The organism is Rhizobium sp. WYCCWR 11146, from assembly GCF_013591995.1.
Classification (GTDB): Bacteria; Pseudomonadota; Alphaproteobacteria; order Rhizobiales; family Rhizobiaceae; genus Rhizobium; species Rhizobium indicum.
Genome location: NZ_JACCEY010000016.1, coordinates 178,614 through 195,085, shown reverse-complemented (window position 1 = coordinate 195,085; position 16,472 = coordinate 178,614). Strand labels below are relative to the sequence as shown.

Annotated in this window: 15 protein-coding genes; 9 read left to right on the top strand and 6 right to left on the bottom strand. The window is 60.0% G+C overall.

Annotation, left to right across the window (positions count from 1 at the left end):
* Positions 1 to 81 precede the first annotated feature (81 nt).
* Complete coding sequence (locus HX899_RS10870) at positions 82 to 612, top strand: TIGR00645 family protein (RefSeq protein ID WP_138330357.1); 531 nt, start codon at positions 82 to 84, stop codon at positions 610 to 612.
* An 83-nt stretch (positions 613 to 695) separates the two neighbouring features.
* Here HX899_RS10870 and HX899_RS10865 read toward each other — a convergent pair whose 3' ends face one another.
* The gene (locus HX899_RS10865) at positions 696 to 2,378 is read right to left on the bottom strand and encodes a hypothetical protein (protein WP_181292421.1); all 1,683 of its coding nucleotides are present in this window, start codon (positions 2,376 to 2,378) and stop codon (positions 696 to 698) included.
* A 481-nt stretch (positions 2,379 to 2,859) separates the two neighbouring features.
* On the opposite strand from HX899_RS10865, the gene HX899_RS10860 reads away from it, so the two are divergent.
* Positions 2,860 to 3,585 carry a helix-turn-helix transcriptional regulator gene (locus HX899_RS10860; protein ID WP_138330685.1) on the top strand — a complete coding sequence of 242 codons (726 nt, stop codon included), beginning with the start codon at positions 2,860 to 2,862 and terminating at the stop codon, positions 3,583 to 3,585.
* A 46-nt stretch (positions 3,586 to 3,631) separates the two neighbouring features.
* Positions 3,632 to 4,093, top strand: a complete 462-nt coding sequence (locus tag HX899_RS10855) for a PAS domain-containing protein (protein ID WP_171598465.1) — start codon at positions 3,632 to 3,634, stop codon at positions 4,091 to 4,093.
* An 11-nt stretch (positions 4,094 to 4,104) separates the two neighbouring features.
* Here HX899_RS10855 and HX899_RS10850 read toward each other — a convergent pair whose 3' ends face one another.
* The 3 genes from HX899_RS10850 to HX899_RS10840 form a co-directional block, all read right to left on the bottom strand.
* Positions 4,105 to 5,235 (bottom strand): DUF2333 family protein, encoded by a 1,131-nt coding sequence (locus HX899_RS10850; RefSeq protein ID WP_138330354.1) that lies wholly within the window; start codon positions 5,233 to 5,235, stop codon positions 4,105 to 4,107.
* Between the two features lie 151 nt (positions 5,236 to 5,386).
* Positions 5,387 to 6,460, bottom strand: coding sequence for a hypothetical protein (locus HX899_RS10845; protein WP_138330353.1), 1,074 nt, complete (start codon positions 6,458 to 6,460; stop codon positions 5,387 to 5,389).
* Between the two features lie 76 nt (positions 6,461 to 6,536).
* A complete protein-coding gene (locus HX899_RS10840; protein ID WP_062944413.1) occupies positions 6,537 to 7,139 on the bottom strand; it encodes a thymidine kinase in 603 nt (200 codons plus the stop codon).
* 236 nt (positions 7,140 to 7,375) lie between these two features.
* Here HX899_RS10840 and HX899_RS10835 point away from each other — a divergent pair, with 236 nt between their 5' ends.
* From HX899_RS10835 to HX899_RS10815, 5 genes are all read left to right on the top strand, one after another.
* Entirely contained in the window at positions 7,376 to 8,332 is a 957-nt protein-coding gene (locus HX899_RS10835) for a choline ABC transporter substrate-binding protein (protein WP_181292420.1), read from the top strand.
* Between the two features lie 72 nt (positions 8,333 to 8,404).
* On the top strand, positions 8,405 to 9,250 hold the full coding sequence (gene choW / locus HX899_RS10830; RefSeq protein ID WP_138330351.1) for a choline ABC transporter permease subunit: 846 nt from the start codon (positions 8,405 to 8,407) through the stop codon (positions 9,248 to 9,250).
* Positions 9,247 to 10,299, top strand: a complete 1,053-nt coding sequence (gene choV / locus HX899_RS10825; protein WP_171598467.1) for a choline ABC transporter ATP-binding protein — start codon at positions 9,247 to 9,249, stop codon at positions 10,297 to 10,299. The genes choW and choV overlap by 4 nt, the downstream gene beginning before the upstream one ends.
* 31 nt (positions 10,300 to 10,330) lie before the next feature.
* On the top strand, positions 10,331 to 11,080 hold the full coding sequence (locus tag HX899_RS10820; RefSeq protein ID WP_138330349.1) for a HugZ family protein: 750 nt from the start codon (positions 10,331 to 10,333) through the stop codon (positions 11,078 to 11,080).
* Between the two features lie 115 nt (positions 11,081 to 11,195).
* A complete protein-coding gene (locus HX899_RS10815; RefSeq protein ID WP_003561417.1) occupies positions 11,196 to 11,513 on the top strand; it encodes a helix-turn-helix transcriptional regulator in 318 nt (105 codons plus the stop codon).
* A 230-nt stretch (positions 11,514 to 11,743) separates the two neighbouring features.
* On the opposite strand, the gene HX899_RS10810 is transcribed toward HX899_RS10815, so the two are convergent.
* On the bottom strand, positions 11,744 to 13,717 hold the full coding sequence (locus HX899_RS10810; protein WP_181292419.1) for a PhoX family phosphatase: 1,974 nt from the start codon (positions 13,715 to 13,717) through the stop codon (positions 11,744 to 11,746).
* A gap of 292 nt (positions 13,718 to 14,009) precedes the next feature.
* Between HX899_RS10810 and HX899_RS10805 the strand changes: the two genes are divergently transcribed.
* Positions 14,010 to 15,335 (top strand): aspartate aminotransferase family protein, encoded by a 1,326-nt coding sequence (locus HX899_RS10805; protein WP_181292418.1) that lies wholly within the window; start codon positions 14,010 to 14,012, stop codon positions 15,333 to 15,335.
* A gap of 83 nt (positions 15,336 to 15,418) precedes the next feature.
* Here HX899_RS10805 and HX899_RS10800 read toward each other — a convergent pair whose 3' ends face one another.
* Entirely contained in the window at positions 15,419 to 16,333 is a 915-nt protein-coding gene (locus HX899_RS10800) for an HD-GYP domain-containing protein (protein ID WP_181292417.1), read from the bottom strand.
* Positions 16,334 to 16,472 lie beyond the last annotated feature (139 nt).

Here is a 16,472-nt window from a genome sequence, read left to right as displayed (position 1 = left end):
CGAAAATCGATTTCGATTTTCGGGTCGATGCGCTAGGCGTTTATGTGGCGGTCAACGATTGCGGCTTCTTAGGGTGAAGACATGAAAGCATTGGAAATCTTCGTCGAGCGGATCATCCTGTCGAGCCGCTGGATCCTCGTGGCCTTCTATATCGGCCTGGTGCTGGCGCTCGCTGTTTATGCCGTTTCCTTCGGCTACAAGCTTCTGAAGATTGCCGCCAGCGTCTTCGTACTGGACGAAGCTGGGATGATCCTTGCCATGCTCAGCCTGATCGATGCGGCCCTCGTCGCAAGCCTGATCGTCATGGTGATGATCTCCGGCTACGAGAATTTCGTCAGCCGCTTCGACGAGGTCGACGAGACCGACAGCGAAGTCTCCTTCCTCGGCAAACTCGATTCAGGCAGCCTCAAGATCAAGGTCGCCTCCTCGATCGTCGCCATCTCCTCGATCCATCTGCTGCAGGTCTTCCTCAACGCCGACCAATATGCGGACGGCAAGATCATGTGGCTGACCCTTATGCACCTTGCCTTCGTCGCCTCCGCCGTCATGCTCGGCTTCCTGGAGAAGCTGATGAGCGTCACGTCGAAAAATGATCTGAAGGATAAGGACTGACAGGCGGCACGAGGCGCCTTCGGCGCTTGAACAAACAGAAGCCCCACGCAAAACGCCGAGCTCTGCTCTTTCGCGCCCTGAGATCAATTGACCGAAGCAGCGACAGGAGCGATCTCTGCCTCAGCTTTTCGCGGGCATCGAAGGCTTTCCTTCGCCTCCGGCCCACAGACACGCAAGCCGGGCTCTTCATCATAAGGGATGATACCATTAATGATGCCAAGCTTGAGCGCCTCAGTAGGAAGTATGATCCTTCCTCGCTCGGTTGATGTGGCGGGCATCATCGTCCCGTATGTCTCGGCATTGACGCCCATCTCGTCGAAATAAGCGAAAAATGTCGTATATTCAGTCGTTGTGGGCCTAACGACGCCGATCGCAGAATATCCGACAAGCCGCGGCGTTCCGCTCATCAGGACAAGAGTACAGGTCGAAAGGCAGTACGCCCGCCCGGCAAAGACTTCGCCCTCGGTCCATCCGTTTTTGGCGATGCTGGCTTTGCAACGCGGATCCAACTTTGGACAATTGGGCAACAGCGTTCTGCCAATCGAGGTCTCCAGACCTGCAGCACGGATCATACGCCCCATCGCGAAAGCCGCATCCATGTCCCCGCCATTAGATTGAAGGACGATCGGCAGCTTTCTTTCGCCGAGCGTCGTCAACATCGCCTTCAGCCGAGCCGGCGTATCCGGCGTGATGTCTCCGTCCGCAGAAATCCACTGCGTGCACTCTTCCCGGCAGTTGCCATTGGACATCAGGAGGAAGTCCATCGGCTGGGTTTTTGGCAGTTTCTCGCTTGTCTCTGCGGCCGCATCCTGCACGGGGGCTTGAGGGACAGGCGCCTTAGCCACCACAGGGGCTTCGGCTACCGGATGGCTATGACAGACAGTCTCTGCCACTGCATCCGGGGCGCAGAGCGGCATACCGGGCCACTCATTGTAGGACAACATGTCCGTGATGAGACCTGTTCGAAGTGCCTCTGTAGCCGGTACGATATTGATGTTGTCAGGCGTGGCGCTCATCATCAGACCGATCACATCTTCGCTGACGCCCATTTCCTTCAAATAGGCCGTCAAAGCAGCGGTAGCCTTCTTTCCAAGTTTGGTGGAACTGCCCTGCCCCGCCACCTTGCGTCCAACCTCCTTGCGGGAGATCTCCTTCTTCTTGCCGTTCACGATCTTGTATTCGATGCGATAGGAAACACGCACCTTGTTGTAGACGGTCGTGATCTGGTGGACGCCGATAAAGGCCCATTGCGACGAGACACGCGACACACCGCCCGCCAACGCCAGCGGACAAGCAGAAAAGCAGTATGCACCGGACGAATAGGTGTAACCGACCGCGCTACCGTCCTTGGCAATAGCGGCTTGGCAGCGCGTATCCCCAACCGGGCAATCTTTGAGCCGCGTGCCGCCGACCGCCGTTTCCAGCCCGGCCTTGCGGATCATCCGGCCCATCGCATAGGCGGCATCGACGTCGCCGCCTTCCGAACGGAAAACGACAGGCAATTTACGGCCGCCGATCTTCTTGAGTATTTTTCTCAGCCGCGCGGGCGTATCGGACGTTATGCGCCCCTCCGCCGATATCCATTCCGGACAGTTTTCCTGGCAGAGGAGACTACGCACGAGGATGAAATTCATCGGGGGATGCGCTGCCTTCTTCTCCCCGGCGGCCTGCGAGGTTGCCGCGCCGATCGGCAAGGTCAAAAGGAGAAAAACAAGTAACAATCTGGAAAATAGACACTTCACCAAAAAGGAAATTGCAAAGCGCACGATTAAATTGCCTCAGTTGTACTGAGCATACGCTTAGCAATTGGCTTGACTGGCAGCAAGTCGGATTTCGCCGCCTGCTACCATCCCTTCTTATCTCTGTTCTCTCACCCCAATCAGGCTGACATGGCGACCCGCTGCGGCGGCCTTCACGCAGTTCACTTGCTCCCGCGCAAAGTGCTGCACGTAGGCCGGTCTACCGCCTTTGCGCCCGTGCCGGAGAGACCCGAGCTCTCCCCCCGAAACTCTCCCAAGTGATTCTCTCCTTGCCCGGTTGCGCAAGACCATTGCTGTGCCGCCATGAAAGAACTCTAAGGTACCGCTACGCTATTTTCGCAAGTCGAAACTCAACCAAAGCGCGAATTGCCGTGGCTAATTTTTCACAATTCGAATGAATCAGCTTGCGTTAGGTCAATTGGGGCTAGCATCTCGCCGATTTTCTGTATTTGATAGCGGTAACATTGGGGCTGCCGGGGGCGTACAAATGTCTTACATGACTACCTCTGAAAGACAGTCATTGCTTTCGGCAGAACTTTCGACCGCACGAACGCGCAACCTGTTTGCACAGGCGCTTGGCAGGGTCTCTACAGCCTTCGGATTGTCGCATGCGACGCTGATGCACGCCCCCTCCCCAGAAGATCTTCTCTTGAAACCCCTGCTGATCGAGAGCTCGCTTCCGGCCGCCTATGTCAGGGATTTCGACCGCGCCCACATGATGCGCGGCTGCCCTTTCGGCGTAAGGTTAAGAGCGTCTGCCGTGCCGCCGGCCTGGCACCTCAACGACGCCTCCAATGGTCAGGCTTTCCCCGCCGAACTTCGTGCCCTGATGCTGCGCCATGCCATACCAGCAGGCGTTGCCATGCCGACCATTGCAGCCGACGGCCAGCGTCTGGTCTTTTGGTTCTGCGGCGAGCGCGCCGCACTCGGCCAGAGCGAAATCAACGAGCTGGCAATGATCATTCTCCATGCACTCGATGCATACAATGCAGTCAAACGCAACGAGGAATGCGCGCATAACGCGCTATCAACTCGAGAACTAGAGGTTGTGCGCTGGACTGCCCAGGGCAAGACCTCGATCGAAATCGGTCAGATCCTCACGCTCTCGGATCATACGGTGAACGCCTATATGACGAACGCGATCAAAAAACTCGATTGCGTCAACCGGACCCAGTTGGTAGCTAAGGCAATTCGATTGAAGCTGATCAACTGAGGAATCAGAAGAGAGTCGGCACGTCGTCCCGTGATCTGGGGGAATCGTGCCTCTTCACTTCGAACAGCCCGTTATTGACAAGACAGAACAATCCCGCGCCCACATCGGCATCACCGATGCGGAAGTCGTCCAGATGCTTGCTGCCTATCGTCTTTTCGGCTTCTGGCGCATCGACATCGAGACCGGACATTTCTTTGCAAGCGAGGATGTCCACGCGATCTTCGGACTCTCCTACAGCGACGGCCCTGTCAACCTGACAGAGCTGATGTCGCGCATCCACGAGGAGGACCGCAGCCTGATCGCCCAAACCTTCGAAGAGGCGAGCCTTCACGGCGTCGGCTTCCATTTCGTTTATCGCGTCGACAACCGGCTTGGCGGCTACAAGCTGGTGCGTAGCGTCGGCCGCTTCCGAAACGATGGAAGCGGCCGCGGCATCGTCGGCATCACCTATGAATTCGTCGAGAAACTGCGCGTCGTCGGCTTCGAGGACAACACGAAACCCCGCTGACTCCAGACGTTTTAGCGGTCAAGCACCGAGCGGACCTCGACGAGGTTCGAGCGCACCCTCAGAATATAGAAGCCCATGGTGGCGAGATGGCTCGGCATGATCCAGCCATCCTCGCGCCCGTTCGAGATGATCGCCGGCTGGATGCGCAGCGCCGCCTGAAACTGCCGCATGGTCCCGCCCCAGATCGCTCCGAGATTGCGTTCCGCCAGCACCTGCGAGAAATCCGCCTGGGCGGCGGCCATGATCGCGTAATAGCCGTAGAGCTGGCCGTAAGCGAACCAGAACCGGTCGTCGGCGCGTGTATCGAACCAGCCGCGATTGTGGTTTTCCGAGCGCTCGGCGAGCATGTCGGAGGTGCCGCCGAGATCGTTGGCAATACGGTCGATGAACTGCATCAGATTGTCGGCGCGGCCGTCGAAAACGACGTTGCAGAGGGCGAGATCGGTGTTGAATTTGCGCAGGCTGCCGATCGCAGAGCGGTAATAGGAGGGCGTCGGCGTCTTCGGCCCGAAGGGGTTGAGGCCGAAATACCAGCTGTTTTCGTCGAACTGCAGATTGCCGCGCGCGCTCTGCAGGTCGTTGTTGATGCCCGAGGTGCCGCGCACACGCCCGAGCGTATCGACAAGCTCCGCCGAAGTCCGCCGGACCGCCTGGTTGATGCCGCGCTGGAAAGAGGCCTTGTTGTCGAGGAAGGGGGTGTGATCCCAGTCGATGCCGAAGAAGCCCATCTTGTAAAGCAGCATGGAGGAGATCCATGCGTTCTGGTTGACATTGAAATCGGTCAGATCGGCCGCGACGTCGACGATCGCCGAGCGTTGGCAGGTCTTCGGCGCCGTCGCATTGGCGCTCTCGGCGGCCGGCACTTCCTGCCCGGCGGCAACCTTGCGTTCGGAAAGCCGGTACTGATCGACGAAGGCGGGGTTGAAATTCGTCCAGACCTGCGTCTGCAAGAAGAAATAACCGTAGAGTACGACCAGCAGCGCCACGAAAGCGATGACCGGCAGCCGGATCATCCAGCTCCGGCGCTGATACCAGCCGTGCGCGGCAAGAAAGGGCCAGAAGGCCCAGGCGGAAAAAAGGCGGGCCCAGCGGCCGATCGTCTGGCCGATCAGCCTGAAAAAACCGGCTATCCGGTCAAGCATCGTCGTCTCCTGTCAGGCGAGGCGAACATCGGGACATTGCCGCCCCGCTGCATCCCACATATGCGCTCGATGGGCAGAGCACAACACGAGCCCTTCGATTTTTCGGAATGAAAGCATTGCGCAAGAGCGATACTGCCCGCGCCCTTGCTGGTCAGGAGCGCAGGAAAGGCAGGCTGAAACGAAAAGACCTGCGCGCCGTGTCGATCAGAGGCGCTCCCGATGTTTCCGGCGGCGGCTCGGCATAGGTCGGAAACCTTCTGGCGAATTCGAGATCGGCGCGGCTCTTGCGCCGCTCCAGATCCTGGGCGACCAGCATGCCCTTCTCGAACAACCTGATCGGTGCCGCGATATCGGGAAAAAGTTCCGGCTTGATCCTCACCTTCATGCCCGGTCGGTCGGTGTCGACCTGCGCCTGGTAGATAATCAGCCGCTCTTCCACGTCGATCAATAGCTTGCGCAGCAGCACGTTGCAGGCGGCGATCCGGCCGTTCAGCGAATCGACGAAGGCCTGGAACAGGCCGATGAAGCGCTCACGCCGCTGGCTGTCGTCGCGCATCTCGTGCTCCCCGGCGGAAATCCGCTCGGCCTCCGCCTTCAGCGCCCGCCGCTCCGCCTCCATCTGCTCCCAATGCGCCCTGTTGCCATAGACGCCGATACGGCCTTGGGTCGTCAGCGCTTTGGCATTGAGCTCCTTCATCTTGAGGCGGGCGATATCGATGGAAACGACCAGCCGACGCCTCTGCTCAACGATATCGACAAGGCTGAGTTCGGCGGCCTTGTGCCGTTCGGTGAGCACGGCGCGCTGGCCGGCGATTAGCCCCGCGAGCGCGTCCGATTTCGTCAAAAGGTCGAGCAGCCGCTCGATGACGGGCGCCTCACGCACGCGTTCGGTATACATGCGCCACATCCGTTGACGCGACACCCAGCCGGCCATCTTCTCGCGCAGCGTCAGCCCCCGGAAACTGTCGAGATCGGCTGAAACTTCGGCCGTCAGCCGATCAAGGCAAAAGACCAGCTCGGCCAGTTGACCGTCGAGCGCCGCAGCATCGGCGATGTAGGCCTGGAAGCGGGCATTCTGCTCGAGGAAGACCTCGTCGGCCGATCGCGTTTCGTCGCCGCCGAAGGAGCTGATCGCAGCCACGCAATAGGCTCCCTCGGCCGCAATCCTTTCGGCAAGGCTGCCTGCGGCTTCATACTGGCTGTCGAATGGCGGGGGTTTGCGCACCAAGTCTCTCCAGGGAATCTCCTGCCTCCAAGCTAGTCGCTTGCGGCGCCAAAGAAAACAGGCAGCGTCACCGGCTTCAGACCGGCTCGGCGATCCAGGCACCGTTCATTGCGTCGTCCCAGTGCCTGCGGCAGAGCGAGACATATTTCTCGTTGCCGCCGACATCGATCTGCGCGCCTTCGTGCAACACTTTTCCTTCCGCGTCGAGCCGCACGACCATCGTCGCCTTGCGCCCGCAATGGCAGATCGTGCGCACCTCGCGCATCTCATCGGCGATCGCCAGCAGTTCTTGCGAGGCCGGAAACAGCTTGCCCTGGAAATCGGTTCTCAGCCCGTAGACCATCACAGGGATGTTGAGCCTGTCGACGACGCGGGCAAGCTGCCAGACATGGACAGGCGTCATGAAATGCGCCTCGTCGACGAAGATGCAGGAAATCGGCGCGCCCTCGCCACTCAGTCCCTTGATCAACCGGAACAGGTCCTCGTGCGACTCGAAAGGAATGGCGCTCGCCTCCAGCCCGATCCGCGAGCCGATGACGCCCCGACCAGTGCGCTCGTCGAAGGCTGCGATCAGCTGCACCGTGCGCATGCCGCGCTCCTGGTAATTATAGGAGGCCTGCAGCAGCATCGTCGACTTGCCGGCGTTCATCGTCGAGTAGTTGAAATAGAGTTTTGCCATCCGATTTCTCCTTGATCGGCTTATTGAAAGCTCGGAATGGCAAAGAAAAGCCCTGAGTGAGCGATAATCACAGGAATCCGGCTCGAAAACCGCCGAAAGCCCCGAAAACAAGGCATTGCCAAAAAATCCGCGGACGTCGCAATCGCATGGGTCGATACGGCGCAAACGCACTGAGGTCGCTTGTCAAACTCGGTTATTGATGGTTGGCTTGGGAACTTAAAGACTGGGAGTCTAAAATGAAAACAACAAGCACGTTCAAACTCGTTACCGCAACTGCCGTCGCCGCCCTCTCCGTTGCGACCGCCGCCTTCGCCGCAGACCCTGACAGCTGCGCCACCGTCCGCTTCGCGGACGTCGGCTGGACGGATATCACCGCCACCACTGCCACCGCATCCGTGATCCTCAAGAGCATCGGCTATGAGACCGACGTCAAGGTTCTCTCGGTGCCGGTCACCTACACGTCGCTGAAGAACAAGGACATCGACATCTTCCTCGGCAATTGGATGCCGACGCAGGAAAAGGACGTCCGTCCCTATATCGACGATAAGTCGGTCGAATCCTTCGGCCCCAACCTCGTCGGCGCCAAGTACACGCTCGCCACCAATGCTAAAGGCGCCGAGCTCGGCATCAAGGACTTCAAGGACATTGCCGCCCACAAGGACGATCTCGACGGCAAGATCTACGGCATCGAGCCTGGCAATGATGGCAACCGCCTCGTCATGGACATGATCGAGAAGAACGAGTTCGGCCTCAAGGATCTGGAAGTCGTCGAGTCCTCAGAGCAGGGCATGCTCGCCCAGGTCGCCCGTGCCGACAAAGCGGGCAAGCCCGTTGTCTTCCTCGGCTGGGAACCCCATCCGATGAACACCAACTTCAAGCTGACCTACCTCACAGGCGGCGACAACGTCTTCGGCCCTGACTTCGGCGGCGCCAAGGTCTTCACCAATGTCCGTGCCGGCTATCTCGACGAATGCCCGAATGTCGGCTTGATGTTGAAGAACCTGACGTTCTCCCTCGACATGGAGAACCAGATCATGGGCAAGATCCTCAACGACGGCAAGGAACCGGAAGCTGCGGCTTCCGAATGGCTGAAGGCCAACCCCGCAGCACTCGAGCCCTGGCTTGCGGGCGTTAAGACCCGCGACGGCAGCGGCGAAGCCCTCGCGGCCGCCAAGACCGGCCTCGGCCTCTGATGATACGAACGGGGCGGCTCGCCGCCCCGTTTCATTTTTGTCCGATTGTTGTTTTTCTGGATAGGCGCGCCCTTGAACTGGATCACCGAATTTAAGATTCCCGTTGGCCCCTGGGCCAAGTCCTTCGTGGATTGGCTGACCTCGAACGGCGAATGGTTCTTCAACCAGATCGCCTTCCTGCTGTCGAGCGCCATAGACGGCCTGCTCTTCGTGCTGCAGAAGCCTCATCCGTTGATCGTCATCGCGGCCATCACCGCCATCGCCTTTTGGCTGCGCCGGTCGATCGCGGTCGCCGTCTTCACCTGTCTCGGGCTGCTGCTGATCGTCAACCAGGACTATTGGAAGGAAACGACGGAGACGCTCGCCCTCGTGCTCGCCGCTACCTTCGTCTGTATGGTGATCGGTATTCCGCTCGGCATTGCCGCCGCCCGCCGCCCTTGGGTCTATGCTGCCATGCGCCCGGTGCTCGATCTTATGCAGACCATACCGACATTCGTCTATCTGATCCCGGCGCTCATCCTGTTCGGCCTCGGCATGGTGCCGGGCCTGATCGCGACCGTCATCTTCGCAATCCCCGCCCCGATCCGGCTGACGCGCCTCGGCATCATCTCGACGCCGCCGTCCCTCGTCGAAGCCGCCGTCGCTTTCGGCGCGACGCCGTTACAGGTGCTGCGCAAGATCGAGCTTCCCTTTGCCACGCCGCAGATCATGGCGGGTCTTACCCAGACCATCATGCTGTCGCTGTCGATGGTCGTCATCGCCGCTCTTGTCGGCGCTCCCGGGCTTGGCGTGCCCGTCGTCCGTGCGCTGAACACCGTCAATATCGCCAAGGGCTTCGAGGCGGGCTTCTGCATCGTTATCCTGGCAATCATTCTCGACCGGATGTTCCGCACCGCGGGTGAAGGAGGCGCTGCATGACCGCGGTAAGCTTTAACAATGTCAGCATCGTCTTCGGCGATCGGCCGGAAACCGCGCTTGCCATGGTCGACCAGGGCAAATCGCGCGACGAGATCGGCGCCGCCACCGGTCTGGTGCTCGGTGTGGCCAACGCCTCGCTGACGATCGAGGAAGGCGAGATCCTGGTGCTGATGGGTCTTTCCGGCTCCGGCAAGTCGACGCTGCTGCGCGCCGTCAACGGGCTCGCTCCCGTGGTGCGTGGCGATGTCGCGGTCTCGGCGGCCACCGGCCCCGTCAACCCCTACAGATGCAATGCCAAGGCGCTACGCGAGCTGCGCACCCACACCGTCTCCATGGTGTTCCAGCAATTCGCCCTCCTGCCCTGGCGCACCGTCGCCGACAATGTCGGCTTCGGTCTCGAGCTCGCCGGCATGCCGGAAGCCGAACGCAAGCTCCGAGTCGGCGAGCAGCTCGAACTCGTCAACCTGACGAAATGGGCCGATCGCAAGGTCAACGAGCTTTCCGGCGGCATGCAGCAGCGTGTCGGGCTCGCCCGCGCCTTTGCCACCGGCGCCCCGATCCTGCTCATGGACGAGCCTTTCTCGGCGCTCGACCCCTTGATCCGCACCCGCCTGCAGGATGAACTCCTGGAATTCCAGCGGCGGCTGAAGAAGACCATTCTCTTCGTCAGCCACGATCTCGACGAGGCCTTCCGCATCGGCAATCGCATCGCCATCATGGAGAGCGGCCGCATCATCCAGTGCGGGACGCCGCACGATATCGTCAAGAACCCCGCCGACCAGTATGTCGCCGATTTCGTGCAGAACCTCAATCCGATCAACATGCTGACGGCGGCCGACGTCATGCAGCCAGGCCTCGGCCAGACTGCCGCCGGCATGAGCGTCAGCGCCACTGCCCGCGCTGCGACTCCGCTCATCGATATCCTCGATGCCCTTGCCCGCCAACCGGGCAGTATCGGCATCGTCGAGAACGGCGCGATCGTCGGCACCATCTCGGCTCAGGATATCGTTGCCGGCCTCACCCGCCATCGCCGGAAGGAGGAAGCTTGATGTTTTCCATCCGCTTTGCCACAAAGCGGATATGAAAGATCAGCCTTCCCCCTTACGCGAAACAGACGACGATGCCCGCAAGCTCGCCCGCGTGCTGCTGCGCTCCGCACGGCACGCGGCGATTGCCGTTCTCGATCCCGAGACCGGCTTTCCCTCCGCCAGCCGCGTGCTGATCGCCACCGATATCGACGGCACGCCGGTCATCCTGGTTTCGCAGCTGTCGGCCCATACCAGGGGGCTCGCCAGAGACCCGCGCGCCTCGCTCCTGACCGGCGAGCCCGGCAAGGGCGATCCCCTTGCCTATCCTCGTCTGACGACCCAGTGCGTGGCAGAACCCATCGAGCGCGGCAATGCATTCTACGAGCGCATCCACACGCGTTTTCTCGCTCGCCACACCAAGGCGAAGCTTTATATCGACTTTCCTGATTTCCTGTTCTTCCGACTCAGACCGGAACAGGCCAGCCTCAATGGCGGCTTCGGCCGGGCCTACCAACTCGATGGGAACGATCTCATAATCCAGTCGGCCGCGAACGAGGAGATTGCCGCCGGGGCAACAGAAGCAGTGCGAGATTTAGTAGAACGTCACCCCGATGTGGAGGAAAGCCTCGCTATCAGGCTAAAGGCGCCGGAATCGGGTTCTTGGCGCATTTGTGGTATCGATCCCTCAGGTTTCGACATGATTTCCGGCGATTTTCTGTTGCGATACGAGTTCGAAACCCTCGCTGTGGATGTCGATCACATTTGTTCAAACATATCTAAAATAGCATACTCGATACCTTAAATTTAGGTATATACAATCTTCGAGCCCAGTTGCTAGTTTTTGATGTCAGTCAAAATCCCGGCTGGCGGCCTGCGCCAACACGCTTGATGTACGTTTCGCATTAGGAAGATAACATATGGAAACCTCTGATTTGGCCGATCACACGAACGTGGCGGCAGCTTTATTGTCGGCCATGGCAAACCCGAAGAGATTGCTGATCCTGTGTAGCCTCGTGAAGGGAGAAGTGGCCGTCGGCGTGCTTGCGACGCAGGTCGGGCTTAGCCAGTCGGCTCTCTCTCAGCACCTGTCGAAACTGCGCGCCCAAAAGCTGGTCAAGACCCGCCGGGACGCACAAACCATCTATTATTCGAGCACCTCCGAGCCGGTCATGAAGATCCTGGCAACGCTCGAAGACATCTACCTCGTGCAGAACCGGAATAGATCCGCCGCTTAATGATAGCGCTGACATGAATGTCGGCCGATGCCATGCTGCAAGGGAATGTTCCCAGAGGCTTGGCAACGATATTTCAGCACGTGAACCTTATGGCACGACCGGCAAATTTGCGATTTGCCGGTCGTGCTTTTGGAATGGCAACCCGGTCGCGCCGGAGCGCCCGTCCCGCAATCGATCTTTTTAGCGCAATTCCAGACGTAAAACTGCCGCGCACTTTTGCCGGAATTGTTTTAACTGCCGACCACGTCGTTGTTGATGCGGCTCAGCACCACCAGCGACGGACGGGCAGGCATGCCGGGTTTGAAGTCCGGCCAGTTGGTGCCTGCATCCTCCATCGAAGTCGCATCCTCGTTGTCAGCCATCCGCAATTCGCCCGGATGCTGGACCGAGAGGAAGACGCTGCTGCCGTCCGGGGTGAAGGTCGGCGAACAGGCTTCCGAACCGACGGGCGCAATATAGAACAGTTTCGGCAACGCACGGCCCGGGCCTTCGGTATCCATCACATAGACGGAATCGGCAATGCCTTCTGGCGGCGGGCCGTCGGTGGTGACCCAGAGGCGCCCGACCGGATCGACCGCGAGATTGTCGGGGTCGGTGAACCAGCCAGCGGAGGTCGTGGCCGGATGGAACATCGCCTGATCCTCGGCCTTGGCAGGATCGCCACAGAGAATGAAGACATCCCATTTGAAGCTGTCGGCTGCATAATCCGGCTTTTCGGGGCCGCCAGGTGCTGCGAGTTCCAGCAGGTGGCCATGCGGGTTGGGGCCGCGCGGATTGGCGATGTTGACCATCTCCTTCTCGTCGTCGCCCTCACCCTTCGGCAGCCGGTCCTCGTTCTCCGTCATGGCGACGTAAAGCTTGCCGGTGCCGAGATGCGGGATGAAGCCTTCCGGCGCGTCCATCGGCGAGGCGCCGACGAGATCGGCCGCAGCGCGCGTCGCCAGTACGACGTCGGCCTGGCTCTTGAATCCGGCTTCCGCCGTCAGCGGCCCCTCGCCGGCAATGAGCGGGATCCAGCGCATCGTGCCGTCGCTTTCGAACTTGGCGACCGAGAGGGTGCCGTGGTCGAGCAGGTTCCTGTTGGCGGCGCGGTCGTTCGGGTTCCAGGGATCGTGGGTGACGAAGCGGTAGATATATTCGAAGTCGTCGTCGTCGCCCATGAAGACCACCACGCGGCCGTCAGGGGCGACGCAACACTGGGCGCCCTCATGCGTCATGCGGCCGAGCGAGGTGCGCTTGATCGGTTTTGCGGAGGGATCGAACGGGTCGATCTCGACCACCCAGTCGAAACGCATCCATTCGTTCGGCTCTTCCTCGAACTTGAAGCGCGGCTCGACGCGGCTGATGGAATAGATGTCGTTTTCGTCCTCGTCCCAGCCCTGGCGCTCGACCAGCTCCTGGTTCGGCAATTTCTTGTAGTCGCCGGAAAAGACGTCCATCGCGCCTTCCTCGCCTGAAAGCATCGTGCCCCAGGGGGTGATGCCGCCGTTGCAGTTCGAGATCGTGCCGAAGACGACCGTGCCGGTCGGATCGGCCTTGGTCTTCAGACGGTCGTCGCCGGCAGCGGGACCGGAGATGCCGATTTCCGTGCTCATGTGGACGCGGCGATTGTATTTGCCGTCCTTGACGATCGCCCACTTGCCGTCCGTCTTCCTCACTTCGAAGATCGAGACGCCGAGGGCGGCCATGATCGCGCGGATCTGGTTATCCGTCAGCTTCTCGCGGTAGTTTTCGTCGGTCAGGCCGGGAAACATCAGGAAAGGCGTTGCATATTCATGGCTGACGACCATCAACCCATGGTCGGAGCTCTTCCCGCCCCGGGGCAGCGGCAGAAACTGCGTGAAATCGTTATTGTAGCCGAACTGTCGCTCGGCAGCCTTACCATCAAGCGTCGCGATATCGAATTCCGGGCTGTCGGCAAACAGTGCATCACCCCAACGCGCCAGGATCTGGCGCTCATAGCCCTCCGGCCAGTGGTCGGCGGTATCGCGCACGCGCTTGAGTTCCGGAAAAGTCAGGCTGGAGCCGGCAGCCTCGGCATGACCGGTTCCGAGCGCCGGCGAAAGTGCCGCAGCGCCCATCGCTGCGAGAAAGCCCTTGAGCACGCTGCGGCGGCGAACGCCCTCTTCGAGAATGGCGCCATAACTTGGCGCGAATGCATGGCGCCGCGTCGGGCGCGCCCTTGTCTTCTGGCGGTCAGACATCAGTATCTCCGATCGAAATATCGTTTGATTTCAGTGAATTGATGAAATGCAATTGCGCCCTTCGAGCCATCGGTTCTTGTAACAAGCCGAGGCAAAGGATTGATGACGGGCCGCCTGCAGTGCCTGACCCTGGATATTTCCGGATCGAGCGACGCTCGTTGAACCTCCCATCAGGAGGGGCTCTGGGGACTTTTCCCGTTGACGCCTTGGGAAGCCCTGATAATTTGACCGGGCAGTAAAAATATGGGCGTAAAGCCCCCGGGAAAGGGCCGTCGGCGGCCAGGAGAACAGCATGTCCAATCGCCTCAATGCACCGAACGATCTTCGCGCCTTCTGGATGCCGTTTACGGCAAATCGCCAGTTCAAGAAGGAGCCGCGCTTGTTCGTCGGCGCCAAGGACATGTACTATACGACCCATGACGGCCGTCAGGTGCTGGACGGCACGGCTGGCCTCTGGTGCGTCAATGCCGGCCACTGCCGCCCGAAGATCACTGAGGCGATCCGCGAGCAGGCCGGCGAACTCGACTACGCGCCCGCCTTCCAGCTCGGCCATCCCAAGGCCTTCGAACTGGCGAACCGCCTGGTCGACATCGCCCCGGAAGGCCTGAACCACGTTCTCTACACCAATTCCGGCTCCGAATCCGTCGAGACGGCGCTCAAGGTGGCACTCGCCTATCATCGTGTGAAGGGCAATGGATCACGCTTCCGCCTGATCGGCCGCGAGCGCGGTTATCACGGCGTCAACTTCGGCGGTATCTCCGTCGGCGGCATCGTCACCAACCGCAAGATGTTCGGCACGCTGCTGACCGGCGTCGACCACATGCCGCACACCCACCAGCCCGGCAAGAACAACTTCACCCGCGGCGAGCCCGAGCATGGCGGCGACATCGCCACCGAACTCGAGCGCATCGTCACCCTGCATGACGCCTCCACCGTCGCCGCCGTCATCGTCGAGCCGGTGGCGGGCTCCACCGGCGTCCTGATCCCGCCGAAGGGCTACCTGCAGAAGCTGCGCGAGATCTGCACCAAACACGGCATCCTTCTGATCTTCGACGAGGTCATCACCGGCTTCGGCCGCCTCGGCGCCCCCTTTGCCGCGCAATATTACGACGTCAAGCCCGACATGATCACCGCTGCCAAGGGACTGACCAACGGCGTCATCCCGATGGGCGCCGTCTTTGTCACCTCCGAGATTCATGATGCCTTCATGAACGGCCCGGAACACATGATCGAGTTCTTCCACGGCTACACCTATTCCGGCAACCCGATCGCCTCCGCCGCGGCACTCGCCACGCTTGACACCTACAAGGAAGAGGGGCTGCTGACACGCGCCGCCGAGCTTTCCGACTATTGGGCCGACGCGCTGCATTCGCTGAAGGACTGCCCCAATGTCATCGACATCAGGAACACCGGCCTGATTGGCGCCATCGAACTCAACCCGATCGCCGGCGAGCCCACCAAGCGCGCCTTCACCGCTTTCCTGAAAGCCTATGAAAGCGGCCTGCTGATCCGCACCACCGGCGATATCATCGCACTCTCCCCGCCGCTGATCATCGAGAAGCACCACATCGACGAGCTCTTCGGCAAGCTGCGGACCATCCTCCAGAACAACATCTGAGAAAGCGCTGAAGGCCTCCGGCATCACGGCCTGCGCGGCGCTGTAAGTCCACGCAGGCCTTTTGTTGGGAAGACCGACAGCCCTCAGGTCACGGCGGCGACGGAAAGGCAGAGGGCGAATTTCTTCAGCAGCCGGCGATCGAATTGCCCTTCGTTGCCAAACATCCATTTCAGCGCTTGGCTCGCGCTCCATGGCGCCTTGTACGGCCGCACGGAGGTCATGGCGTCATAGACGTCGCAAATCGCAGCAAGACGCGCATGGAAGCTGACCTGCGCTTCGGAAAGCCTGCGGGGATAGCCCTTGCCGTCGATACGCTCATGATGGTTGAGGCAGACGTCGAGAACGATCTCCGGCAAGCCTTCCTGTCGTGACAGGATTGCGTGCCCCTTTTCCGGATGATCGCGGATCATCTTGATCTCGTCCTCGTCCAGGCGCCCTTCCTTGTTGAGGATCTCGAGCGGAATTTCGAGCTTGCCGACGTCGTGGAGCAATCCTGCCGTGCCGAGCATCTGCACGGTAGCCTCATCAAGTCCGAGGTGACGGCCGAAAAGGATCATCAGCGCACTCACCGAAAGGGAATGCAGAAACGTCACTTCGTCCTTGGATTTTAGACGCGTAACGCTGAGAAAGACAGTGGGATTGTCATCCATCGACTTGGAGACCGAGGAAATCACCGGCGCCACCTGATCGAAGCTGATCCCATCGCCATGCTGGAGCCGGCCGAAAACGCTTTCTAGGACCTGCACGGATTTCTGGATGGTTTCGCGTGCCGCCTTGGTGTCGATCTCGATATTGCCGCCTACCAGACCGTCGATGTCGAGGCCTCTGCTGGTGTTGATGATAACACCTTCAATGCCGCTCTTGCGAAGCCTCAGGGCATCGACTTCACGGCGCAGCAGAAATCTTCGCTTGGACAGAAGAGGGTCCTGCCATGCACCCTCGATCGCCTCCACAAACATTCCGTTGCGCACCTGTCTGGCTTCGATACGCTTGAGCATCCAGATCTCTGTTCCTGAAATATCTCTCTGTTTATTATCGACCGTTCTTTTGCATCGCAGCAATATATGCACGAACTATAATTCTACTCTAATTGGTAGAATCAAGTGTTAATCTCGAAACCGAATTCGACTATTCAGA